This is a genomic window from Gordonia sp. CPCC 206044, from assembly GCF_048537895.1.
Lineage (GTDB): Bacteria > Actinomycetota > Actinomycetes > Mycobacteriales > Mycobacteriaceae > Gordonia.
Genome location: NZ_JBCLVL010000002.1, coordinates 457576 through 481785 on the forward strand (window position 1 = coordinate 457576; position 24210 = coordinate 481785).

The 24210-nt window shown below is 66.0% G+C and carries 17 protein-coding genes; 11 read left to right on the forward strand and 6 right to left on the reverse strand.

Translation table 11 applies throughout. The features are described 5' to 3' along the window. The first annotated feature begins 232 nt into the window (after nucleotides 1–232). Genes adh through AAFP35_RS04610 form a run of 3 tightly spaced genes read left to right on the forward strand, consistent with a single transcriptional unit; the run spans nucleotide 233 to nucleotide 2466 of the window. Nucleotides 233–1756: an aldehyde dehydrogenase gene (adh, locus tag AAFP35_RS04600; protein ID WP_419220365.1), complete on the forward strand. Its 1524-nt coding sequence runs from the start codon at nucleotides 233–235 to the stop codon at nucleotides 1754–1756. A 17-nt stretch (nucleotides 1757–1773) separates the two neighbouring features. After that, on the forward strand, nucleotides 1774–2196 hold the full coding sequence (locus tag AAFP35_RS04605) for a DUF779 domain-containing protein (protein WP_419220366.1): 423 nt from the start codon (nucleotides 1774–1776) through the stop codon (nucleotides 2194–2196). A gap of 27 nt (nucleotides 2197–2223) precedes the next feature. Continuing rightward, nucleotides 2224–2466 carry a hypothetical protein gene (locus AAFP35_RS04610; protein ID WP_419220367.1) on the forward strand — a complete coding sequence of 81 codons (243 nt, stop codon included), beginning with the start codon at nucleotides 2224–2226 and terminating at the stop codon, nucleotides 2464–2466. On the opposite strand, the gene AAFP35_RS04615 is transcribed toward AAFP35_RS04610, so the two are convergent. Then, nucleotides 2447–3658 carry an MFS transporter gene (locus tag AAFP35_RS04615; protein ID WP_419220368.1) on the reverse strand — a complete coding sequence of 404 codons (1212 nt, stop codon included), beginning with the start codon at nucleotides 3656–3658 and terminating at the stop codon, nucleotides 2447–2449. The genes AAFP35_RS04610 and AAFP35_RS04615 overlap by 20 nt on opposite strands. 94 nt (nucleotides 3659–3752) lie before the next feature. Here AAFP35_RS04615 and AAFP35_RS04620 point away from each other — a divergent pair, with 94 nt between their 5' ends. Further along, on the forward strand, nucleotides 3753–4622 hold the full coding sequence (locus tag AAFP35_RS04620; RefSeq protein ID WP_419220369.1) for a LysR substrate-binding domain-containing protein: 870 nt from the start codon (nucleotides 3753–3755) through the stop codon (nucleotides 4620–4622). Nucleotides 4623–4881: 259 nt separating this feature from the next. Continuing rightward, nucleotides 4882–6432: a DUF222 domain-containing protein gene (locus tag AAFP35_RS04625; RefSeq protein WP_419220370.1), complete on the forward strand. Its 1551-nt coding sequence runs from the start codon at nucleotides 4882–4884 to the stop codon at nucleotides 6430–6432. Nucleotides 6433–6529: 97 nt separating this feature from the next. Here AAFP35_RS04625 and AAFP35_RS04630 read toward each other — a convergent pair whose 3' ends face one another. After that, complete coding sequence (locus AAFP35_RS04630; protein ID WP_419220371.1) at nucleotides 6530–7516, reverse strand: ABC transporter substrate-binding protein; 987 nt, start codon at nucleotides 7514–7516, stop codon at nucleotides 6530–6532. A gap of 228 nt (nucleotides 7517–7744) precedes the next feature. Here AAFP35_RS04630 and AAFP35_RS04635 point away from each other — a divergent pair, with 228 nt between their 5' ends. Then, nucleotides 7745–8119, forward strand: coding sequence for a VOC family protein (locus AAFP35_RS04635; protein WP_419220372.1), 375 nt, complete (start codon nucleotides 7745–7747; stop codon nucleotides 8117–8119). A 36-nt stretch (nucleotides 8120–8155) separates the two neighbouring features. Here the strand turns inward: AAFP35_RS04635 and AAFP35_RS04640 are convergent, their stop codons facing one another. The 3 genes from AAFP35_RS04640 to AAFP35_RS04650 form a co-directional block, all read right to left on the reverse strand. Then, nucleotides 8156–8722: a DUF937 domain-containing protein gene (locus AAFP35_RS04640; protein ID WP_419220373.1), complete on the reverse strand. Its 567-nt coding sequence runs from the start codon at nucleotides 8720–8722 to the stop codon at nucleotides 8156–8158. 92 nt (nucleotides 8723–8814) lie between these two features. Beyond that, nucleotides 8815–10353: an aldehyde dehydrogenase family protein gene (locus tag AAFP35_RS04645; protein WP_419220374.1), complete on the reverse strand. Its 1539-nt coding sequence runs from the start codon at nucleotides 10351–10353 to the stop codon at nucleotides 8815–8817. Between the two features lie 25 nt (nucleotides 10354–10378). Continuing rightward, nucleotides 10379–11383 carry an alpha/beta hydrolase gene (locus AAFP35_RS04650; RefSeq protein WP_419220375.1) on the reverse strand — a complete coding sequence of 335 codons (1005 nt, stop codon included), beginning with the start codon at nucleotides 11381–11383 and terminating at the stop codon, nucleotides 10379–10381. 366 nt (nucleotides 11384–11749) lie between these two features. On the opposite strand from AAFP35_RS04650, the gene gltB reads away from it, so the two are divergent. Continuing rightward, entirely contained in the window at nucleotides 11750–16336 is a 4587-nt protein-coding gene (gltB, locus tag AAFP35_RS04655; RefSeq protein ID WP_419220376.1) for a glutamate synthase large subunit, read from the forward strand. Beyond that, complete coding sequence (locus AAFP35_RS04660; RefSeq protein WP_419220377.1) at nucleotides 16329–17783, forward strand: glutamate synthase subunit beta; 1455 nt, start codon at nucleotides 16329–16331, stop codon at nucleotides 17781–17783. Before gltB ends, AAFP35_RS04660 begins: the two co-directional genes overlap by 8 nt. 511 nt (nucleotides 17784–18294) lie before the next feature. On the opposite strand, the gene AAFP35_RS04665 is transcribed toward AAFP35_RS04660, so the two are convergent. Continuing rightward, nucleotides 18295–18513, reverse strand: a complete 219-nt coding sequence (locus AAFP35_RS04665) for an RNA-binding S4 domain-containing protein (RefSeq protein ID WP_419220455.1) — start codon at nucleotides 18511–18513, stop codon at nucleotides 18295–18297. A gap of 54 nt (nucleotides 18514–18567) precedes the next feature. On the opposite strand from AAFP35_RS04665, the gene lysX reads away from it, so the two are divergent. The 3 genes from lysX (at nucleotide 18568) to AAFP35_RS04680 (ending at nucleotide 24198) form a co-directional block, all read left to right on the forward strand. Next, complete coding sequence (gene lysX / locus AAFP35_RS04670) at nucleotides 18568–21978, forward strand: bifunctional lysylphosphatidylglycerol synthetase/lysine--tRNA ligase LysX (protein ID WP_419220378.1); 3411 nt, start codon at nucleotides 18568–18570, stop codon at nucleotides 21976–21978. Nucleotides 21979–22052: 74 nt separating this feature from the next. Further along, entirely contained in the window at nucleotides 22053–22634 is a 582-nt protein-coding gene (rraA, locus tag AAFP35_RS04675) for a ribonuclease E activity regulator RraA (RefSeq protein ID WP_419220379.1), read from the forward strand. A 10-nt stretch (nucleotides 22635–22644) separates the two neighbouring features. Then, a complete protein-coding gene (locus tag AAFP35_RS04680; RefSeq protein ID WP_419220380.1) occupies nucleotides 22645–24198 on the forward strand; it encodes a succinic semialdehyde dehydrogenase in 1554 nt (517 codons plus the stop codon). The last annotated feature ends 12 nt before the right edge of the window (nucleotides 24199–24210 follow it).

Sequence of the window (24210 nt, forward strand, 5' to 3'; positions counted from 1 at the left end):
CGCCGTCACTGTCCGATTCGGTCGCCAGGACGTCTCGTCGATCCTCGTTCGTGCGACACCGCGTGATCGCGAAAGCGCTCTGAACAGCGCGTTCGATGGGTTGCACCAATGGGTACGGAACTGCAACGCATGTGCAACGCCGATGCTCCTATTCTGTGGAACAGATCACACCGGCACCTCTGACGTGGCGCGTGTGACACCACACTCGTTCAGACGACCGTGAGGAGTCGAGATGACCGTCTACGCGAAGCCGGGTGCCGAGGGATCGGTGATGGGCTACGAGTCCCGTTACGACAACTGGATCGGCGGACAGTGGACACCACCGGTGAAGGGACAGTACTTCGAGAATCCCTCGCCTGTGGATGGCAAGACCTTCTGTGAGGTCGCGCGGTCGACCGCCGAGGACATCGAACTCGCGCTCGATGCCGCGCACAAGGCGGCCCCGCAGTGGGGCAAGGTCCCGCCGGCGGAACGGTCGCTGGCGCTGTTGCGCATCGCCGACCGTATGGAGGAGAACCTCGAGAAGCTCGCGGTCGCCGAGACCTGGGACAACGGCAAGGCCATCCGGGAAACCCTGGCGGCCGACATACCGCTCGCCATCGACCATTTCCGCTACTTCGCCGGCGCGCTGCGTGCCCAGGAGGGGTCGATCTCCGAGGTCGACGAGGACACGGTGGCCTATCACTTCCACGAGCCGCTCGGTGTTGTCGGACAGATCATTCCGTGGAATTTCCCGATTCTGATGGCGGTGTGGAAGTTGGCCCCGGCGCTGGCCGCCGGAAATGCGGTCGTGCTCAAGCCCGCCGAGCAGACTCCTGCATCGATCCTCTACCTGATGAGCCTCATCAGCGACCTGCTGCCTGCAGGCGTGATCAACATCGTCAACGGTTTCGGTGTCGAGGCGGGCAAGCCGCTCGCATCGAGCAATCGCATCCGCAAGATCGCATTCACCGGCGAGACCACCACCGGCCGACTGATCATGCAGTACGCCTCGGAGAATCTGATCCCGGTCACCCTGGAACTCGGTGGCAAGAGCCCGAACATCTTCTTCAACGACGTGATGTCGGCCGACGACGGTTTCCTCGACCGTGCGCTGGAAGGCTTTTCGATGTTCGCCCTGAATCAGGGTGAGGTGTGCACCTGCCCGAGCCGCGCGCTCATCCAGGAGGACATCTACGACGATTTCATGGCCAGGGCCGTCGATCGGGTCTCGAAGATCAAGCAGGGCGATCCCCTCGACACCGAGACGATGATGGGTGCGCAGGCCTCCAACGATCAGTTCGAGAAGATCAACTCGTATCTGACCATCGGCAAGGAGGAAGGCGCCAAGGTCCTGATCGGCGGTGAGCCCGCCGATCTCGGCGGCGATCTGTCCGGCGGTTACTACATCAAGCCGACGGTCTTCAACGGTCAGAACAACATGCGGATCTTCCAGGAGGAGATCTTCGGCCCGGTGCTCGCCGTGACGACCTTCAAGGACTACGCGGACGCGATCCACATCGCCAACGACACCCTCTACGGACTCGGTGCCGGTGTGTGGAGCCGTGACGGTGCGACCGCCTATCGCGCCGGCCGGGAGATCCAGGCAGGGCGTGTGTGGACGAACACCTATCACGACTACCCGGCTCACGCTGCCTTCGGTGGCTACAAGCAGTCGGGGATCGGCCGCGAGACACACCTGATGATGCTCGAGCACTATCAGCAGACGAAGAACCTGCTGGTCGGTTACGCTCAGAACGCGAAGGGCTTCTTCTGAGAGAGAGGTGGATCCCCGTGTCAGAACAGACAGTTCCTGATCGGGTGGTCGCCACGGACGCCGCCGTGCAGCTCCTGACCAAGTTGTCGGAGCTGCACGGCGGTCTCATGATTCACCAGTCCGGTGGATGCTGTGACGGCTCGGCCCCGATGTGTTACCCGGTCGGGGAGTACCGCGTCGGACAGCGAGATGTGTTGGTCGGCGAGATCGAGTTGCCGGATCCGCTGCCGGATGTGCGGGTGTGGATCAATGGTGATCAGTTCGAACTCTGGAAACACACCCAGCTGATCCTCGACGTGGTGCCCGGGCGAGGCGCCGGGTTCAGTCTCGAGGCCCCCGAGGGTGTCCGGTTCCTCTCGCGGGCAAGGGCTTTCACGGCGGAGGAGAACGACGTGTTGTCGGAGAATCCGCCGCTGACCGGTGCCGCGGTCGGCGTCTGACGGCGGCTGCATCGAGGTGATGTGCTGATGCTGTTCCTCGAACCGTTCGCGGCAGCGCAGCGTGACCGTATCCGTGCGAGCGTGCGCGCCCACGCCGGGCCCGACGGTGTGGCCGATCTCGAGTCCCGGGTGGACCCGGACACCGCGTACGCGGAGTGGATCATCGATCTTCTCGGCGCCAACGTCCACGTTCGTCCGGACGGCACCCCGGAGGGGGATGCGGACGACATCATCTCCGTGATCGATGCGGTCACCGAGCGCTGGACCTGAACGTGACGAGAGCGAGTCCGGCGACGACGAGGATGCCGACGTAGACCGCCACCCCGATCCATCCGAACGCGGCGAATGCGAGTCCGCCGAGCGCGCCGACGACGGAGCTGCCCAGGTAGTAGTGGAACAGGTAGAGCGACGACGCCTCGGCCCGGTGCTCGGTGGCGCGGGCCGAAACCCAAGCGCTGGCAACCGAATGCGCGGCGAAGAACCCCGCCGTGAACAGCAGTGTGCCGAGCAGGACCGTCGAGAGGTGGTCGGGCACGGTCACGGCCAAGCCGACCAGCATCGTGATCACCGATGTCACCACCACACGTCTGCGGCCCATGCGGTCGGCCAGGCGGCCGGCGATCGCGGACGAGAAGGTCCCGGCGAGATACATGAAAAACACTGTGGCGACGACCGATTCATCCAGATCGAACGGATCCCTCAGAAGTCGGTAGCCCAGGTAGTTGTACACCGTGACGAATCCGCCCATCAGGACGAACGCGAGGACGAACAGCGGCCGCAGACCAGGGTCTCGCAGGTGTGCGAGCAGGTTCCGCACGGTGATCGACGGGCTGATCCGCTTCGGCTCGAAGAACTTCGACGCTGGAATGGTGCGCCAGAACAGCAAGGCAAAGCCCAGGGAGACAAGACAGGCGATCTCCATCGCCCACTGCCAGGACACGGCGTCGACCGCGAAACCGGGGATGAGCCGACCGGTCAATCCGCCGATCGTGGTGCCCGCGACGTAGCGTCCCATCGCTGTGCCGAGTGCGGCGCCTTCGACCTCTTCGGCGAGGTAGGCCATGGCGACGGCGGGCACGCCTGCGCACAGCACGCCCTGGAGGGCGCGGCCGGCGAGGAGCAGTTCGATCGACGGGACCCAGGGGAGGACCACGCCGAGTGCTGCAGCCGACAGCGCCGAGATCACCATCACCCGCACACGGCCGAGCCGCTCCGACAACACGCTGGCCGGGATGATCGCGGCGGCCAGCAAGCCGGTCGTCAGGGAGACCGTCAGTGCCGACGTCGCGGGCGACACACCGAAATGATCGGAGAGCTGGGGGAGCAGTGCCTGGATGTAATAGAGCGACATGAACGCCGTCATGCCCGCGGCGAAGAGGGCGACGGTGGCCTTCCGATAGCCTGCGGAACCGAGCGCGTGTCGCGTCGGCGTCAGTACGGGTGCGGCGTTCGTGGTGCTCATCGGAGTCCAGGATGACCGGACTTTGTTTACATGTGAAATGAAACATTGTCGATTGAGGCATTCATATCTGAATCACCGCAGGTAACCTCGTGTTGTGGACGACGAGCTGCGATGGTTCATCGCGATCGCGGAGGCCGAGAACCTGACGATGGCGGCAGCGCAGGTCCATGCGTCCCAGCCGACGCTGTCGCGGTTCATCGCCCGCCTCGAGCGCGAACTCGGCGTGCCGCTGTTCGATCGTGACGGTCGACGGATCGTCCTCAATCGATTCGGGAAGGTCTACCTGGAGCGGGTCCGGCGGGCCGTCGCACAGTTGGACGCGGGCAGACGAGAGATCGATCAGCTGCGGTTGCCGGCCCGAGGGGCCGTACGCCTGGCCTTTCTGCATTCGTTCGGGATCAGCCTTGTGCCCGATCTCATCCGTCGGTTTCGTGACGACAATCCGCAAACGCGCTTCGTCCTCACGCAGGATGCAGCCGCCACGGTGGTGGCGCACGTCGTTGCCGGCGACGCCGAGCTGGCGATCGTGTCCCCTCGCCCGATGCGCACCGACATGGCCTGGGCGCCGATCGCGGCGCAGAAGTTGGCGCTGGTGGTCCCGCGCGACCACCGGTTCGCCGGGCGCAGTCGGATCGGGCTTGCCGAGGCGGCCGACGAGGAGTTCATCGTCATGGAACGCGGCTTCGGGATGCGGCGGATCTTCGATGAACTCTGCGCGGCAAGCGATGTCACCCCGACCATCACCTTCGAGTCGTCCGAGTTGGCGACGATCACGGGTCTGGTCGGGGCCGGCCTCGGCGTCGGCGTGGTCCCGGTGGAGGACGACGATCGTCGCGGCGATGTGGAGATGATCCCGCTGTCGGGGGAGACGCGAGAGATCGGCCTGACCTGGTTCCGGGGCCGACCGCTCCCCGAGGTCGCGGCTCGGTTTCGCGACTTCGTGGTGGGAGAGGCGTCGGCGTGAAACCTCTGATGACGCTCCGGTTCCTCTGGCGGTCGGTGGTGTCATTCTCTCGCCGGGAGGCTGCGTCACGCGTCGTTGCCCTGGGGTGAGAGCTCGCGAGCGTCTCGAAGGTTGTCGGTGGTGGGTTGTAGGTTGGAGTCAACACAGGATGATTTGAGCGACGATAGTGTGTGAGACAAGGCCTTTCGGGCCGGATGACGAATGTCCGCAGTGAGCTGCGGGTCCTGTGAGTTGTCCGTGACCGGTCGAAAGGTGTGTCGTGTCCTCGCTGCTGGGTTCGCCCTCATCGTGGCCTGGGTTGCCGCTCGGGTTCCTCGGTGAGGTCGATCCGGTGTACCCGGATGAGGCGGAGTTGAACGACCTGCTCGCGGGGATGGTTGAGCTCGGGCGTGGGAAGTCGTTTTTGGCGTGGGCTGAATACCAGTCGGTGGCAGTGTTGTTCGACCGCTTGGTTGCCGCGCGTGAGTCTGCGGATGGGTTGGTCGTGGATGGGTTCGCCGACTGTGCGGCCCGGATTGCGCGGACCCAGGCGATCTCCCAGCATGCTGCTGAGGCGTTGCTGAATGAGGCGATCGCGTTGCGGGATCGGTTGCCGGAGGTGTTCGCCTGTTTGCGTGACGGGATGATCTCGCCGAAGCAGGCGTTGTTGGTCGTCTCGCGGACCGATCTGCTCGACGGGTTGTCGGCGGCGGTCGATGTGGACGCCGAGATCGCGCATCTTCTTCGCACGCGGCGGGGGTCGTGGTCGCGGAAGCGGTTGCGTGACATGTGTGATCGCATCGTGTTCCGCCACGACTCGGATGCGGTGCGCGAACGCCGTCAGGTGGCGCTCGATGAGCGTGGTGTGTGGACCGACCCGCGTGATGACGGTACGGCGACGATCACCGGCCTGATGGCCGCGGAAAACGTGCGGATCGCGGCCGCCGCGGTCACCGCGCTGGCCGATGCGGTGTGTGAGCATGATGGTCGCACGAAAGCTCAGCGTGCCTCGGATGCGATGTTCGCGTTGTTGTCGGGCACACGGTTCGAGTGCTTGTGTGGCCATGATGAGTGCACTGCGCAGATCCCGGAGCCGGGTACGATCCCGCCGGTCGACAGTACGGCGGTCATTCATGTCGTGTGTGATGAATCGACTCTGGCGGGTGCGGCGGATCATCCGGCGTACATGGATGGGCACGGTGTCATCTCCGCTGAGCACGTGCGCGATATTGCAGCGCGACCGGGCAGCGTGACGAAACTGCTCATCCCGTCGGGCATTCCAGCAAGCGCCGACGACACTTACACGCTCCCGGCGCATCTGCCGTCGAACCCGTACCGACCCTCCACAGCCCTGGATACTTTCCTGCGTATTCGTGACGGTGTGTGCGTCGAACCGGGTTGTGAGACCTCGGCGTGGATCTCGGATGCCGATCACGTCACCGAGTTCGACCACGACGATCCGGCACGGGGCGGCCGCACCTCCGCGGAGGGCATGAATATCAAGTGCCGGTTCGATCATGGTCGAAAGACGTTCGGTGACTGGCTCGATGACCAATATCGCGACCTGGACGGTCGCCTGCACACCGAGTTCACCACGCCCGAAGGCCTGGTCATCGTGGGTGAGGCCGAAACCAACGAGGACCTGTTCCCGGGCTTACGGCGTATCCGGTTTCAAGCGCCCACGCATGCACCGCCGCATCGGCCTCGCATCCTCGACACCGACCAGCCCACCCGGGCACGCACCCGGGTGGCGAACAAACATGCCCGACGACGGGCCGAGAGGAGCCGCAACCGCCGACGGCATCACATCGACGGAGCGCCACCGTTCTGAACGCAGGCCGATCGAGAGGGACCGGCCGACCGGGAAGCACCGGGCGGCTCAAGAGGGGCCGGCTCATGACGAAGGATCGATCAAGGCCCAGATCCGTTCAGCTGAACTGCTTCTCGACGATGTCGAGCATCGCGAGTGTCTCGTCGTAGTCCGCGCGGTGAGTCCAGTACGGCAGGTCGTAGGCGCGTGACTCGCGGAACGCGGGCAGACGGGCGTACACCGGCGAGGAGGCGAGTTCCTCGACACTCGTCGTGTCGGCATTGAATCCCATGACGAAAACCGTTGGACTGGAGACGATGTCACCAAGGACCTCGGGAGACAGCCGGGCGGCGTCCTGCCCCGGTTGATACGGCTGGAGACCGTGTTCGGCGGCGACCGGTGCCGGCGTCAAGCCCACTGCCGAGAGAGTCTGCGGCAGAGCACTGTTCTCGAGCAGTACGAAGGGCCTGCCGTCGGCGGCGATGTTCAGATACGTCACCGGCGTGGGCGGCACGGTGATGTTCTCCTTCACTTCGGCCACCCGGTCGTCGTAGTCGTCGAGGTATCCCTGGTAGCGGTCCTCCTGGCCGAAAACGTCTGCGGCGAGAAACCGGAACTGTTCCTTCCATGTGGGGAGCTTCTTGTCGACGATGACGGTCGGCGCGATCTCGGAGAGTTGGTCATAGACCTTGGTGGCGAGCACGCCGGGAAGTCCCCAGCCGCCGCCGATGATCAGGTCTGGCTCCTGCGCCAAGATGGCCTCGATGGAGAATCCGTCCGGGCCCCACGTCATGAACTCCGTGTTGTCGGCCTCGGCCTTGTCGCGCCACGCTGCGGCCGCGGTGCTCGGTCGCGACGAATCCTCGTTGGTGACCGACGTGACCGGGATGTCGAGGTCGTAGAGATACCCGGCCAGTGCGTAGTTCAGCACGACGACACGCTTGGGTTGCACCGGTACCGACACCTGCCCCTGGGTCGTCTCCACCACCCGGGTCGCCGAGGAATCGGCGGCATCATCGGTGTCCGAAGAGCAGCTCGTCACGAGAAGGATGGACGCGGCGACGAGTGTGAGTCTCGCAGCGAGGCGGCGGTACATGGGGGACATCTGTAGCCCTTCGGAATAACCTACGTCTGAATTGCCAGAATAGTAACAATTGTGGTCGGCAATGGAAGTCTTCCGTGGCGATCGGCACACTGCTACCTTGAGTCGGTGATCACCGGGACAGCCCAAGGGCGCACACGGAGAGGTCACCCGGCCGACGGGTGAGCGCGCGGTCGCCGCCGAGGCAGGTGAGTGAGAAGGGCCAAAACACTTACCAGCCAAGAGAGTTCAATGACCGCACATTTCAATCACACCATCATCGCCGCCACCGATCCAGCGCGCTCGGCTGCCTTTCACCGAGACATCCTCGAGGCGACGGACGCACCGTCGTGGGGAGTGTTCACCAACATCGTCATCGGCGACGACGTGCTCCTACAGTTTGCGGCGCCGCCCGTCGAGATCCAGATGCAGCACTACGCCTTCCTCGTCGACGACGACCATTTCGACCGGGCGTACCGCTACCTGACCGAGCACGGGATAGATCACTTCGCCGACCCGTTCCGGCAGCGCCCGGGGGAAATCAATCATGAACACGGCGGACGTGGCGTCTACTACTTCGATCCGGCAGGCCACGGCATCGAATTGCTGACCCGGCCCTACCTGTGATGCAGACGGGTGCGACGAATCGGCCGACCTGTCAGCTCAACGGCCCAGGATTCCGCCGAGGATGCTGCCCAGACCACCGGCCGCGCCGCCTCCGCCGCCGAGCACTCCGCCCAGGATGCTGCCGAGATCACCGAGCCCCCCGGACCTGGACTGTCCAGATGCGGCATCCCCGGCGTTGGCGTCGGCACCGGCCTTGCCGCCCAGGATCTTTGATGTGACGTAACTCAGCACGATCGGTGCCAGGATCGGCAGGAGTTTCTGGATGAGTCCGGGGGTCACCGCCGCCGCCGGCACCTGTTCACTCAGTTGATTCGACAGCTGGTCGGTCTGGCTGCCGAACATCTTGGTGACGATCTTCGAACCGTCGGCGGTGTCCACGTCCGACAGGTTGATGTCGCCTGCGGCGAGGTCGTTGTCGTGTTGCGACAACGCGTTGATCAGCCCCGATGCGGTGTCGTCGTCTTTCGTCTGCTCCTGGAGGCCGCCGACGAGGGCGGGCAGCGTCTGTGACACCGCAGAGCGTGCCGTTGCCTCGTCGACGCCGAGCTGCGAGGCGATGTCTCCGATGGGCAGACGGGACAGGAGTTCGTCGATGTCGGACACGGCCACTCACTTTCACGTCGAGGTTGTCGGCGTCTTCACGCTAACGTCTCGATCTGGCCGTTTCAGGCGAATCCGTCGATTGCGGCGCCCCGTCATGGCTCGCGATGGGTGAACCATCCGGCCGGAGTGGGCGACGTGTTGTGCCAGACGTGTTTGATCTCTTGATATTCGGCCAAGCCCGTGGGCCCGAGCTCCCTGCCGTTGCCGGACGCACCGAATCCTCCCCATTCGGCCCGCGGCGTGTAATGGCCGAAATCGTTGAGCCACACGGTGCCATGGCGCAACCTGCGGACCATTCGCTCGCCGCGCGCGATGTCTGCGGTCCGCACTCCCGCAGCCAGGCCGTACGACGTGTCGTTGCCCAGCGCGAGCGCCTGCGCCTCGCTGGTGAACCGTTCCACGGTCAGGATCGGACCAAAGGTCTCCTCACGCACGATCGGCATGGTCCGGGTGCAGTGGTCGAAGATGGTCGGCGCGAACCAGAATCCGCCGGGATGGAGGTCGTCGCGGTCGGGCGGACCGCCGCCGTGACGTAGTACGGCACCGGACTCGATGCCGGACCGCACGTAGGCGGCCATCTTGTCGAGCTGGGTGCGCGACACCAGCGGCCCGGTTTCGCTGGTGGGGTCCAGGCCGTCGCCCACGCGGATGTGACGGGCGCGCTCGACGAGGTCGTCGACGAAAGCGTCTGCGATGTCGTCCTGCACGATCAATCGGGTGCCCGCAGAACAGACCTGGCCGGAATGCAAGAACACGCCGGTGAGGACGTGGTCGACCGCGGATTCCCGATCGGCATCGGCGAAGACGATGTGGGGGTTCTTGCCGCCGAGTTCGAGCGCCACCTTGGTGACGTGCCGGGCGGCGGTCTGTGCGATCGACGTGCCGGTGGTGAGCCCGCCGGTGAACGAGATGAGATCGACGTCGGGGGAATCCGTGAGGACCGGGCCGATGTTCGGCCCGGCTCCCTGGACGAGGTTGAGCACACCGGGCGGCACCCCGGCCTCTTCACAGATCCGCACGAACGCGATGGTGGACAGCGGCGTGACCTCGCTCGGCTTGGCGACCACGGTGGCCCCCGCGGCCAACGCGGGTGCGATCTTCCATGACATCTGCAACAGCGGGTAGTTCCACGGCGCGATCAACACGCAGACACCGATCGGTTCGCGGATCACCCGACTGACGACCGCCGGGTCACCGACATCGACGAGCCGATCCGCAGACGTTTCGATCAACGCCGCGTGATACCGGAACACCGACTCGACGTCGTCGACGTCGATCACGCTCTCGGCCAACGTCTTTCCGGTGTCCAGGGTCTCCAGGCGGGCCAGTGTCGCCTTGTCACGCACCAACAGGTCGGCGATCGTGCGCAGCACCGCGGCGCGCTCGGTGACCGAGGTCGACGACCACTCGCCGTCGTCGAAGGTGGCTCGCGCCGCGGAGATCGCGGCGCGGGCGTCGTCGGCGGTGGCCTCGTCGACGGTCGCGAACACCTCGCCGGTGGCCGGGTTCGTCAGTTCACGAGTGCCACCGTCGCGGGCGCCTCGCCATTCACCGCCGATGTACAGATGGGCGTCGCCGATCAACCGCGAGTCCGATGGGCCGAGATGGTGCGAGATGTCGGGTTGCGCCATGACCCGATCCTCTCATCGGTGGCGGTCACCCGCGCTCGGACGAGATCGTCCCGGCCAGGAATGAGCTCACCTCAGCCAGCGCATGCCCGGACTCGGGGGAGAACAGCGGGAACATCTGGAAAACGTGGCCCTGATCGGGCCATACCTGCAGGCGCACATCGGCACCGGCGGCGGCGAGCATGCGATGGATGGCACGGGCGTCGTCGGCCATCACCTCCAGGCCGCCGACTTGGATCAGCGTGGGCGGCAGGCACATCCGATCGTCGAGCAGGATGCGCATGCGCGGGTGGTCGGCGGCGGTGTCCCGGGTGTAGAGCTGCAGGACCCGTTGTGCGGCAACGGCGTCGATGAATGGGTCCCGCACGCCGCGAAGCTGCCCTGCGACGGCCAGTGAGAACGACGGGTCATAGAGCGGTGAGAGGAGCACCATGGCACCCGGTTGCCCGATGCCGCGGCGCGCGTTGTCGGCCAGCAGGTCGAGGGCCATGTGTCCGCCCGCGGAGTCGCCGGCCACCACGATCTGCGCCGGATCGAACCCGTGGGACAGCAGCCAGTGATAGCCGCGGATGGCGTCGTCACCGGCGGCGGGAAAGGCGTACTCGGGTCCCAGCCGGTAATCGAGACTGAACGCCGACCACCCGGTCCCGGCGGACAACCTGGCCACCACGCCGCGATGGGTTCGCGGTGAACAGATGACGTAACCGCTGCCGTGTAGGTAGTAGATGATCCGCGCCGCGGTGTCGGGACGTGCTGGTCCCCCGTGTGCGCCGACCCACTCGCCGCGCACCTGGCCGTCGGGGACCGTGGCTCGCACCTGCTGCACCCGAGTACCGGCCGGGACCGGCGACAGAGCGGCCAGAGACCGGTTGAGGCCCGGGCGCATCGTGCTGATCATCCGGGCGGAGGCCTGCCTGCGTCCCATCCCCGCGGTCATCAGCGGGCGGGAGACGCGGCTGAGGTACCCGTTGATGGCGCGAGCCCGTAGCGAGCCACGCTCTTGTGCCCCCCGGGCGGGCTCTACAGCGGGCATCTGCACAGCCCCGACGCTAGACCATCGCGGCGGGCCCTCAAAGCATGCGAAACCGGCGTGTACGCTGCGGAATCGTCACGATTGTGGTAGCCGGATTTCGATACCAGGCACCCGTCGTGAGAAAATAACGAACAATGCTTTTGAGCAGGGTGGCGCCGGGCTGCACAGTCATGCCCGGGTGCGCCGTCAGCAACGACGCTGACACGGACATCGCTACACGGCCGGGAGCCGACCAGGTCAGCCCAACGAATCGGGCGGCTCCCACGGTGGCCGGCGAGTGATGTGACCAAGGGACACGGTGCTGTGTCCCCAGGACATATACGGGTGAATGCGTGCGCAGCGTCGCGCACTGAGTGAGGCGAACATATGAAGCATGCTCCGGGCCCCATCGGGCTCTATGACCCGGTCAACGAGCACGACTCCTGTGGTGTCGCGTTCGTCGTCGACATGCACGGACGACGCAGTCGGGACATCGTGGACAAGGCCATCACCGCGCTGGTGAACCTCGAGCACCGCGGCGCTGCCGGTGCTGAACCGAACACCGGCGACGGTGCCGGGATCATGATCCAGGTACCCGACCGCTTCCTGCGGGAATCGGTGGACTTCGAGCTGCCGGAAGAGGGCTCCTACGCCACCGGCATCGCCTTCCTGCCGCAGGGCTCCGAGGACGCACGCAACGCGTGCGAGGGCGTCGAGAAGATCGTCGAGGCCGAGGGGCTGAGTCTGCTCGGCTGGCGTGAGGTGCCCACCAACGAGAACTCCCTCGGTGCGTTGGCGCGCGACGCCATGCCGACGTTCCGCCAGGTCTTCCTGGCCGGCGCGACGGGGATGGATCTCGAGCGCAAGGCATTCATCGTGCGCAAGCGCGTGCAGGCCGAACTCGGCAACAAGGGCGCCGGTCAGGACGGCCCCGGCCGCGAGACCGTCTACTTCCCCAGCCTGTCCGGGCAGACCTTCGTCTACAAGGGCATGCTGACCACCCCGCAGCTGCGCGAGTTCTACCTCGACCTGCAGGATTCCCGGGTCGAGAGTGCGCTGGGGCTGGTGCATTCGCGCTTCTCCACCAACACGTTCCCGTCGTGGCCGCTGGCCCATCCGTTCCGGCGGATCGCCCACAACGGCGAGATCAACACCGTCACCGGCAACGAGAACTGGATGCGCGCCCGCGAGGCACTCATCGACAGCTCCGTCTTCGGCGACGACGACGTGGCATCCAAGATCTTCCCGACCTGCACACCGGGCGCATCGGACACCGCACGCTTCGACGAGGTGCTCGAGCTGCTGCATCTCGGTGGGCGCAGCCTGCCGCACGCCGTGCTGATGATGATCCCGGAGGCCTGGGAGCGGCACGAGTCGATGAAGCCCGCGCACCGGGCGTTCTACCAGTACCACTCGGCGCTCATGGAGCCCTGGGACGGACCGGCCTCGGTGTGCTTCACCGACGGCACCGTCGTCGGCGCAGTGCTGGACCGTAACGGACTGCGCCCCAGCCGCATCTGGGTCACCAAGGACGGGCTCGTGGTGATGGCGTCGGAGGTCGGCGTCCTCGACATCGACCATGCCGACGTGGTGCAGAAGCTCCGCCTGCAGCCGGGCCGGATGTTCCTGGTGGACACCGCTGCCGGCCGGATCGTCGACGACGAGGAGATCAAGGACGAACTCGCGGGCGAGCATCCGTACCAGGAATGGCTCGACAAGGGGCTCGTCCACATCGACGACGTCGAGGCGCTCCCGCACGAGCACATGCCGCACGAGCGGGTGGCGTTGCGCCAGCAGGTTTTCGGCTACACCGACGAGGAACTGAACCTCCTGGTGGCGCCGATGGCCAAGACCGGCGCCGAAGCCATCGGTTCGATGGGTACCGACACCCCGATCGCGGTGTTGTCGGCGCGGCCGCGGATGCTGTTCGACTACTTCCAACAGCTGTTCGCACAGGTCACCAACCCGCCGCTGGACGCGATCCGCGAAGAGGTCGTCACCAGCCTGGGCGGCACCATCGGCGCCGAAGCCGACCTGCTGCACCCGGGGCCGGAATCGTGCAGGCAGATCCTGCTGCCCGAGCCGGTCCTCGACAACGACGCGTTGGCCAAACTCGTCCGGATCAACGAGAACGACGCGCTGCCGGACTTCCGCAGCCGTCACATCCACGGCCTGTACCCGGTCGCCGACGGTGGGGACGGCCTGCGCAAGGCCCTCGACGAGGTGCGCACGAAGGTCAGCGCCGCCATCGCGGACGGTGTCAACCTGATCGTGCTCTCGGATCGCGAGTCCGACGAGACGTTGGCCCCGATCCCGTCGCTGCTGCTGACCGCCGCCGTGCACCATCACCTGGTGCGTGAGCGCAACCGCACCCGCGTGGGGTTGGTGGTGGAGTCCGGCGACTGCCGCGAGGTCCACCACGTGGCCGCGCTCGTCGGATTCGGTGCCGCAGCGGTCAACCCGTACATGGCGTTCGAGTCGATCGAGGACATGGTCGAGCGCGGTGCGCTCGGCGACATCGACTTCGCCACCGCCAAGAAGAACTACATCAAGGCGGCGGGCAAGGGTGTGCTCAAGGTGATGTCCAAGATGGGCATCTCCACACTCGCCTCCTACACCGGTGCCCAGCTCTTCCAGGTCATCGGTATCGGGCAGGACACCGTCGACGAGTTCTTCACCGGGCTGAACAGCCAGCTCGACGGCATCGGTCTCGACGAGATCGCCACCGACGTCGCCACCCGCCACGCGTTGGCGTTCACCGACCGGCCCACCGAGCGCGCGCACCGCGAACTCCAGGTCGGCGGTGAGTACCAGTGGCGTCGTGAGGGCGAGTACCACCTGTTCAACCCGGACACGGTGTTCAAGCTGCAGCACTCCACGCGGACCGGCCAGTACAAGGTCTTCAAGGAGTACACCAAGCTCGTCGACGACCAGTCGGCGAAGATGGCGTCGCTGCGCGGTCTGTTCGGCTTCAATTTCGGTGACCGCGACCCGATTCCGATCGACAAGGTCGAGCCGGCCAGCGAGATCGTCAAGCGTTTCTCCACCGGCGCGATGAGCTTCGGCTCGATCTCGGCGGAAGCACACGAGACCCTCGCCATCGCGATGAACCGTCTCGGCGGCCGGTCGAATTCCGGTGAGGGCGGCGAGGATCCGCGCCGGTTCCACCACGACGAGAACGGCGACTGGCGGCGCAGTGCGATCAAGCAGGTCGCGTCGGGTCGCTTCGGTGTCACGTCGCACTATCTGAGCAACTGCACCGACATCCAGATCAAGATGGCGCAGGGTGCCAAGCCGGGTGAGGGCGGCCAGCTCCCGCCGCACAAGGTCTACCCGTGGGTGGCCGAGGTGCGTGGTTCGACGCCGGGCGTGGGTCTCATCTCGCCGCCGCCGCACCACGACATCTACTCGATCGAGGATCTCGCTCAGCTGATCCACGATCTGAAGAACGCCAACCCGGCGGCGCGCATCCATGTGAAGCTCGTCTCCGAGGTCGGTGTGGGAACGGTCGCGGCGGGTGTGTCCAAGGCGCACGCCGACGTGGTGCTCATCTCCGGGCACGACGGCGGCACCGGTGCCACCCCGCTCACCTCGATGAAGCACGCGGGTGCACCGTGGGAGATAGGCCTGGCCGAGACACAGCAGACGTTGCTGCTCAACGGACTCCGCGACCGCATCGTGGTGCAGGTGGACGGCCAGCTCAAGACCGGTCGTGACGTCGTGGTGGCCGCTCTGCTCGGTGCCGAGGAGTTCGGTTTCGCGACCGCTCCGCTGGTGGTCTCGGGCTGCATCATGATGCGTGTCTGCCACCTCGACACCTGCCCGGTGGGCGTGGCGACCCAGAACCCGCTGCTGCGTGAACGATTCACCGGCAAGCCCGAGTTCGTCGAGAACTTCTTCATGTTCATCGCCGAAGAGGTGCGGGAGCTGCTGGCACGACTGGGCTTCCGGACGCTGCGCGAGGCCGTCGGGCACGTCGAGGCCCTCGACACCGCGAAGGCCGTGGCGCATTGGGGATCGTCGAAGGCGGGCAAGCTCGATCTGTCGTCGGTCCTGGCCACCCCGGAATCGCCGTTCATGAACCAGGACCTGTACTGCTCCGGCACCCAGGACCACGGGCTCGACAAGGCGCTCGATCAGCAGTTGATCGCCCAGAGCCGTGAGGCCATCGATCACGGGGTGCGGGTGAACTTCGCGTCGAAGATCACCAACGTGAACCGGACCGTCGGTACCATGCTCGGCCACGAGGTCACCAAGGCCTATGGCGCGCATGGACTCCCGGATGGTGCGATCAGCATCGACTTCACCGGTTCGGCAGGCAACAGCTTCGGTGCGTTCGTGCCCAAGGGCATCACGCTGCGGCTCGAGGGCGACGCCAACGACTTCGTCGGCAAGGGTCTGTCGGGCGGCCGGATCGTGGTGCGCCCGGCACGCAATGCGCCGGAAGGCTTTGTCGCCGAGGACAACATCATCGCCGGCAACGTCATCGGCTTCGGTGCCACCGCGGGCAAGATCTTCTTGCGCGGTGTGGTCGGGGAGCGGTTCTGCGTGCGTAACTCCGGTGTGACCGCCGTCGTCGAGGGCGTGGGTGACCACGGCTGCGAATACATGACGGGCGGACGCGTGGTGGTGCTCGGCGACACCGGGCGCAACTTCGCCGCGGGTATGTCCGGTGGCATCGCGTACGTCTACGACCCCGATCGTGAGCTCGCCGCCAACCTGAACACCGAGCTCGTCGAGATCGAGGAACTCGAACTCGAGGACATCGAGTTCCTGGCCGGGATCATCGAAGAGCACCGCGCCGAGACCGAATCTCCGGTCGCGGCGGCCATCATCAACGGCTGGGACGAGGCGCAGGGCCAGTTCGCCAAGGTCATGCCGCGCGATTACAAGCGCGTGCTGAAGGCGATCGAGGCAGCCGAGAACGCCGGACGAGACGTGAACGAAGCAATCATGGAGGCCGCACGTGGCTGACCCCAGAGGTTTTCTCAAGCACACCGAACGTGAGTTGCCCGACCGTCGCCCGGTCGATCTGCGTCTGCTGGACTGGAAAGAGGTCTACACAGACTTCGAACACTCCGAGCTGCAGACGCAGGCGAGCCGGTGCATGGACTGCGGCATCCCGTTCTGCCACAACGGTTGCCCCTTGGGCAACCTGATTCCCGAGTGGAACGACCTGGTCTACAAGGATCGGTGGCGAGACGGGATCGAACGACTGCACGCGACCAACAACTTCCCGGAGTTCACCGGTCGGTTGTGCCCGGCGCCGTGTGAGTCGTCGTGCGTGCTGGGCATCAACCAGCCGGCGGTCACCATCAAGCAGGTCGAGGTCGAGCTCATCGACAACGCCTGGGAGAACGACTGGATCTCGCCGGTCATGCCTGCGGCGAAGACCGGCAAGTCGGTTGCCGTCGTCGGGTCCGGTCCGGCCGGTCTCGCCGCCGCACAGCAGCTGACCCGCGCCGGTCACGACGTGACGCTCTTCGAGCGCGCCGACCGGATCGGCGGGCTGCTGCGCTACGGCATCCCCGAGTTCAAGATGGAGAAGCGCCACATCGACCGCCGTCTCGAGCAGATGGAGGCCGAGGGCACCGTCTTCAAGACCGGTGTCAACGTGGGCGTCGACGTCACGATCGAACAACTGCGTGCCGACTACGACGCGGTCATCCTGGCCAACGGCTCGACCATCGGCCGCGATCTGCCGATCCCGGGCCGCGAACTCGACGGCATCCACCAGGCGATGGAGTTCCTGCCGCAGGCCAACCGAGTTCAGCTCGGCGACACCGTCGAGGGTCAGATCACCGCCAAGGGCAAGAAGGTCGTGATCATCGGCGGCGGCGACACCGGCGCCGACTGCCTGGGCACGTCGTTGCGCCAGGGCGCCGAGATCGTGCACCAGTTCGAGATCATGCCGCGTCCGCCGCAGGAGCGCGCGGAGTCGACCCCGTGGCCGACCTACCCGCTGATGTACCGCGTGTCGTCGGCGCACGAAGAGGGTGGCGAGCGCGTCTTCTCGGTCAACACCGAAGCGTTCCTGGGCGAGAACGGCAAGGTCACGCACCTCAAGGCACATGAGGTGGTCATGCGTGACGGCCGCTTCGAAAAGGTCGAGGGTTCCGACTTCGAGCTCGAGTGTGACCTCGTCCTGTTGGCGATGGGATTCGTCGGACCGGAGCGCCCCGATCTGCTGGACAAGCTCGGTGTCGAGTACGACCAGCGCGGCAACATCAAGCGTGACGACAACTTCGGGGCCGTCGGAGCGCCGGGCGTGTTCGTCGCAGGCGATGCCGGCCGCGGACAGTCGCTGATCGTGTGGGCGATCGCCGAGGGCCGCTCGGCAGCTGCCGCTGCGGACGCATTCCTGGCCGGACATTCCGATCTCCCCGCGCCGATCTACCCGACCCAGGTGGCGCAGCGCTGAGGTAGCCAGAGTCACCAGTTCTGCCCCCGCGGAACCTCGCCCGACGAGGACCGCGGGGGCAGAACTGTCTGTGGGTGCCGTTCCGGGGCGAGCGAGAGTTGATGTGAGTTACGCCACGAAAAGGTTCGCGTCAATGCCGGGCGGGTAACACCAACCATGGCACGATCGATGTATCAGCAGTGTGGCGAAGGCAACGTTCTTTGCGCGGGCAAACGTGTTGGGTACCGCCAGCCGACCGACTACAGTAAGCACAATATTGAGTCCGTCGTAGTGAATCAGGAAGTGATTGGTCGTGAAGTTGACTAACTCGTCCTCGACTACTCGTCGTGGTGGGGTGTGGAGCTCGCTGACCGGGGGGCGTCTGACCCGCGTGCGTTCGGCACGCATGTTCCCGGCCGAGGCCGAGCGGTTGGCCACCCCTGCCGAGCTGAAACGTCTCCACACCTAGACCGCAGCACGCCTGCCGCCGCGGCGACGCAGGGGGGTGAGTACAGTCCGCGGGCCCCGCCGCTCAGCCCCTCGCGACCCGCGCCCTCTGACCCTCGAGTTCCACCACGTCGCCGGGTACCAACTGGCGACCGCGACGGATCTCCACCTCGCCGTTGACGAGAACCAACTCGTCGGCGATCACACCTTTGGCCTCGGCGCCGGAATCGATCAGATTGGCCAGCTTCAGGAATTGACCCAGGCGGATCGAGTCGTCGCGAATCGGTATGTCTTCCACCGGCATCATCTTGCCGAACTGATGGGCGTGAGGCGAGACCCGACGAGATAGCGTTTCGTCATGACGTCGCACGCGCCTCGTCCCACACCTCCCGCCATCTCCGACGACGAGTCGGTGCTCGGAAGCGGGTCGTCGGCGGATCGGCGTTCCCGAGACCTGATCGAGCACATCCGCACACCGCGGGGATTCGGTCGGGACGCGCCTCGTATCGCCGGAACCGTCGTCGGGGTGCTCGCCGCGATCGCGTTGTTGTCGAGCCTGTTCCCGGTGTTCCGGCATCTCGTTCACACGCCGCGGAATTGGGTCGACACCTTCGTGATCACCTTGCCCGACACCAGTTTTGCCTGGGCATTCGTACTGGCATTGGTCGCGTTCGCGTTGTCGATGCGCAAACGGATCGCGTGGTGGATCTGCGTCATCTTCGTGATCCTGTACATGATCGGCAACGCGATCTTCCTCGTTCCGGCATTCGCCGACGACTTCCTCGTCACCGACACCGATCGGATCAACCTCGGCATCGGTATCGCGATCGACCTGACGGTCCTGGTCTTCCTGTTCGCCACCCGTCGGCAATTCCACACCCGGGTCCGCAAAGGGGCCGTCGCGCGGGCGGCGGGCGTGCTGATCTGCGGGCTGCTCGTCGGAACGCTCGTCGGCTGGGGGCTGGTGTGGTTGTTCCCGCACACGCTGACCCGATCCGACAGCCTGCCGTACGCGTTCAACCGCGTCGCGGCGTTCGTGTCGGTCGATCAGGAGACGGTGTTCGGCGGGCGGCACACCTACGCCCCCATCAATGGGCTGCTCGGACTGTTCGGAGCCCTGGCGCTCATCGCTGCCGCGCTCGTCCTGTTCCGTTCGGTACGGCTCAACGCCCTCATCACCGCCGCCGACGAGCGGCTGATCCGCGCCTTGATCGCCACCTATGGCAGCGACGACTCGTTGGCGTACTTCTCTACGCGGCGCGACAAGGCGGTGGTCTTCTCGTCCGACGGTCGTGCCGCCATCACCTATCGGGTGGAACTCGGTGTCGGCCTTGCCGGCGGCGACCCGATCGGCGACCCGGATGCCTGGAACGACGCGATCGAGGAGTTCCTGGCGCTGTGCACCACTTATGGCTGGCATCCGGCGGCGATGGGGTCGAGCGCGCGCGGCGCCGCAGCCTATGACGCCGCCGGTTTCGTCTCGCTCACGATCGGCGACGAAGCGATCCTGCACACCCGTGGATTCACCACGAGCGGATCGGCCATGAAAGGGGTACGGCAGGCGGTCACCCGTACTCGACGGGCCGGGATCACGGTGCGCGTGCGACGACACAGCGAACTGTCGGAGCACGAGATGGCCGCGGTCGTCGCACGGGCGGACGCATGGCGCGACACCGACGAAGAGCGCGGCTTCGCGATGGCGCTCGGTCGCCTCGGCGACTCCGCCGACGGTCAGTGTCTGCTCGTCGAGGCCGTCGAGGTCGTCGAGAACGAAGGACGAGACGACGAGAAGGTCGTCGGCATGCTCTCGTTCGTCCCGTGGGGTCGCACAGGTGTGTCGCTGGACGTGATGCGCCGCGACCGGGAATCCGTCAACGGCGTCGTCGAGACCATGATCACGACACTCGCCACCGACTCCGAGATGTATGGCATCACCGAGATGTCGTTGAACTTCGCGACGTTCCGGGCGTTCTTCGAGCAGGGCGCCGAGATCGGGGCCGGGCCGGTCATGCGGGCCACCTACTCGGTGTTGATGTTCGGTTCCCGGTTCTTCCAGATGGAATCCCTCTACAAGTCGAACGCCAAGTACCGGCCGGATTGGCAGCCCCGGTACCTGTGCTTCGAGGACCATCGGGTGCTGCCGCGGGTCGGGCTCGCCGCCATCGTCACCGAGGGCTTCGTCCGGCTTCCGCGGATCGGTCGGGAGAGGCATTACGCCGCGGGCCGGCCGGCCATCCCCACGGGCGTCGACGTGGATGCGTTGATCGCCGAGCTCGAGGAACAGTCCGCTCGACCGGTGGTGGACGTGCGCAGGCCAGAGCAGGTCAGGGTACGTCTGGACAAGATGCAACGGCTCAACGACGCCGGGTTCGACCTGTATCCGACACCGGATCCACCCACGCACACGATCGCCGAGGCGGTGGCGCAACCACCCGGCACCCAGGTGATCGTCGCCGGCCGGGTCATCCGTCTGCGCGACTTCGGCAAGGTCGTCTTCGCCGACGTCCAGGACTGGTCGGGACAGGCGCAGGTCCTGATCGAGGAATCACGGCTGATCCCCGGTACCCCGGATTTCGGGACCGACGTGGACCTCGGCGATCTCATCCAGGCGAGAGGGGCCGTCGGCAGCAGCCGATCGGGGCAACTGTCGCTGCTCGTCGACGCCTGGCGGTTCAACGGCAAATGTCTGCGGCCGCTGCCGGACAAGTGGTCGGGCCTGACTGACCCCGAGGCCAGGGTGCGGCAGCGCTACGTGGACCTGATCGTCAATCCACGTAGCCGCGAACTGCTGGCCACCCGGAGTGCCGTGGTGCGTGCCCTCCGCGACTTCCTGTCGACCCGCGGCTTCCTCGAAGTGGAGACCCCCATCCTGCAGCGGTTGCACGGTGGGGCCAACGCAACTCCGTTCCGGACCCACATCAACGCATACGACCTCGATCTCTATCTGCGCATCGCGCCCGAGTTGTACCTCAAACGCCTGTGTGTCGGCGGTGTGGAGAAGGTGTTCGAGATCGGTCGGAACTTTCGGAACGAAGGCGTCGACTTCAGCCACAATCCCGAGTTCACGAGCCTGGAAGCCTATGCGGCCCATGGTGATTACCGGACGATGCTGGATCTCACGCGCGAGATGATCCAGTACGCGGCGGTGGCCGCGCACGGAGAACCGGTGGTGGTGCGGACCGGCGCCGACGGTCACGAGCAACGAATCGACATCTCGGGAGAGTGGCCGATCCGCACCGTGCACGACGTCGTGTCGGCCGCCGCCGGACAAGAGATCACCCCGTCGGCCAGCGTCGAGGAGTTGCGCATCGTCTGCGACCGTCTGGACATCGCGTACCGTCCGGATTGGGACGCCGGACAGGTGGTGCTCGAACTGTACGAACACCTCGGCGAGGCCCGCACCACGTCGCCCACGTTCTACACCGATTTCCCGACGTCGACCTCGCCGCTCACTCGGGCCCACCGAACCATGCCCGGCGTTGCCGAACGATGGGACCTGGTGGCCTGGGGTGTGGAGCTGGGTACCGCGTACACCGAACTGACCGACCCGGTCGAACAGCGCAGGCGATTGACCGCCCAATCGATCCGCGCGGCCGGTGGCGACGCGGAGGCGATGGAACTCGACGAGGACTTCTTACAGGCGCTCGAATACGGGATGCCGCCGACGGGTGGTCTCGGTATCGGTGTCGATCGGTTGGTCATGCTGATCACGGGCCGGTCCATCCGCGAATCTCTACCGTTTCCGCTGGCCAGGCCGTCGGAGAGTTGATCGGCGAGCGTGCTGTGGCAAATAGCTGTGCCTCCCGGTCACAGCAACACCTGAGCCCTGCCTAGACTGGGCTTATGAGCGAGCTGACCTTCACACCGACTGCCGATCTCGTGGACGAGATCGGTGACACCGTGCGCAGCTGTGACACCCAGTTCACGCAGTACGGGGGCCGTCGTGAGTTCGTGGGACCCGTCACCACCGTCAAATGCTTCCAGGACAATGCGTTGCTCAAGTCCGTCCTCGGTGAGGACAACCCGGGCGGTGTCCTGGTCATCGACGGGGCGGAGTCGGTGCATACCGCACTGGTCGGCGACATCATCGCCGAGCTCGGCCGCTCGAACGGCTGGGTCGGCATCATCGTCAACGGCGCGATCCGTGACTCCGCAGCGATCGGGGGGATGGAGATCGGTGTGAAGGCGCTGGGCACCAACCCGCGCAAGTCCTCCAAGTCGGGGGTCGGCGACCGGGACGTCGCGCTGACCATCGGCGGCGAGACCTTCAACCCCGGCGACATCGTCTATTCCGACGACGACGGCATCGTGATCGTCGCCCCCGAGACCGCCGACGACGTTGCCGCGAATGGCTCCGATGCCGACGAGGCCCCGACCGCCGAGACGACTGCCGACGAGACGACCCCCGAGTCCGCCGAGAACTGAGGACCAGATCATGCCCAAGCCCACTGCCGACTACTTCCGCCGTCTGTCCGCGCTCGTGGCCGTCGACGATGCGGCAGCCCGGCCGACCAGGCCCGTCCTCGAGGCCTTCAGCGGTGTCGAGATGGCGACCATCCCGGTCGCCACCGCCGACGATCTCGAGGCGGCGGTCGCTCGCGCGCGCAGCGCCCAGGAAGGGTGGGCCGCCCGCACCGTGGCACAGCGCGCCGAGGTACTGGACCGGTTCTCCGAGCTGGTGCACCGCAACGCAGGCGCGCTGATGGACATCGCGCAGGCCGAGACCGGCAAGGCACGCAGCTACGCGCAGGAAGAAGTCCTCGACGTCGCGCTGACCGCGCGCTACTACGCGACCAACGGTCCCAAGGTGCTGGCCGAGCACAAGGTCAAGGGCATGCTGCCCGGCGCAACGAGTGTGCGGGTGCGGTACCAGCCCAAGGGCGTCGTCGGCGTGATCAGCCCATGGAACTATCCGCTGACCCTGGCTGTGTCGGACGCGGTTGCCGCACTGGTCGCGGGCAACGCGGTGGTGATCAAACCCGACAGTCAGACGCCGTACTGTGCACTCGCGTTGGCCGAACTCCTGTACGAGGCAGGCCTGCCCGCCGAGCTCTTCGCAGTGGTTCCGGGTCCGGGAAGTGTTGTCGGACAAGCGATCATGGCCACCGCCGACTATGTGATGTTCACCGGGTCGTCCGAGACGGGCGCATCGTTGGCCGAGCAGGCCGGGCGCCGGTTGATCGGTTTCTCCGCCGAGCTCGGTGGCAAGAACCCGATGATCGTGACCGCAGGCGCCGACATCGACAACGCCGTCGAGGGCGCTGCCCGCGCATGCTTCTCCAACTCCGGGCAGCTGTGCATCTCGATCGAACGGCTCTACGTCGACAAGGCGATCGCCGACGAGTTCAGCACCAAGTTCGCGGCGTTCGTGTCGTCGATGCGGCTGGCCGCGAGCTACGACTTCAACGCCGACATGGGTTCGCTCGCCTCGGCCGCACAGGTCGACACCGCCGAGGCCCATGTGCAGGACGCGGTGGCCAAGGGCGCCAAGGTGTTGGCGGGCGGACGACGCCGTGCCGATCTCGGCCCGTTCTTCTTCGAGCCGACGGTGCTCACCGACGTCACCGACGAGATGACCTGCTACGCCGACGAGACCTTCGGTCCGGTCGTCTCGATCTACCCGGTGGACTCCACCGACGAGGCCATCAAGCTGGCCAACGCCACCCGCTACGGGCTCAATGCGAGTGTGTTCGCCGGTAGCAGCGCCGAGGCCAACGCGATCGCCGATCAGTTGCGTGCGGGCACGGTCAACATCAACGAGGGCTACGCGGCCGCGTGGGCGTCGACGGCCGCGCCGATGGGCGGCATGGGGATCTCGGGTGTGGGACGCCGGCACGGTGACGAGGGCCTGATCAAGTACACCGAGCCGCAGACCATCGCCGAGCAGCGGTTCATCGGTATCGACCGCGCACCGGTGATCCCGAAGAACGTGTATCGGGCCGTGACTCCGTACGCGGTGCGCGCGCTCAAGTACCTGCCCGGTCGCTGAGCCGGCTCGGAC

Bases quoted from the DNA above. Each gene is read 5' to 3' on its own strand.
- lysX (WP_419220378.1), top strand. From the start codon at position 18,568: ATGACGTCGCACGCGCCTCGTCCCACACCTCCCGCCATCTCCGACGAC.
- rraA (WP_419220379.1), top strand. From the start codon at position 22,053: ATGAGCGAGCTGACCTTCACACCGACTGCCGATCTCGTGGACGAGATC.
- AAFP35_RS04630 (WP_419220371.1), bottom strand. From the start codon at position 7,516: ATGTCCCCCATGTACCGCCGCCTCGCTGCGAGACTCACACTCGTCGCC.
- AAFP35_RS04635 (WP_419220372.1), top strand. From the start codon at position 7,745: ATGACCGCACATTTCAATCACACCATCATCGCCGCCACCGATCCAGCG.
- AAFP35_RS04645 (WP_419220374.1), bottom strand. From the start codon at position 10,353: ATGGCGCAACCCGACATCTCGCACCATCTCGGCCCATCGGACTCGCGG.
- adh (WP_419220365.1), top strand. From the start codon at position 233: ATGACCGTCTACGCGAAGCCGGGTGCCGAGGGATCGGTGATGGGCTAC.
- gltB (WP_419220376.1), top strand. From the start codon at position 11,750: ATGAAGCATGCTCCGGGCCCCATCGGGCTCTATGACCCGGTCAACGAG.
- AAFP35_RS04665 (WP_419220455.1), bottom strand. From the start codon at position 18,513: ATGCCGGTGGAAGACATACCGATTCGCGACGACTCGATCCGCCTGGGT.
- AAFP35_RS04650 (WP_419220375.1), bottom strand. From the start codon at position 11,383: ATGCCCGCTGTAGAGCCCGCCCGGGGGGCACAAGAGCGTGGCTCGCTA.
- AAFP35_RS04610 (WP_419220367.1), top strand. From the start codon at position 2,224: ATGCTGTTCCTCGAACCGTTCGCGGCAGCGCAGCGTGACCGTATCCGT.
- AAFP35_RS04615 (WP_419220368.1), bottom strand. From the start codon at position 3,658: ATGAGCACCACGAACGCCGCACCCGTACTGACGCCGACGCGACACGCG.
- AAFP35_RS04680 (WP_419220380.1), top strand. From the start codon at position 22,645: ATGCCCAAGCCCACTGCCGACTACTTCCGCCGTCTGTCCGCGCTCGTG.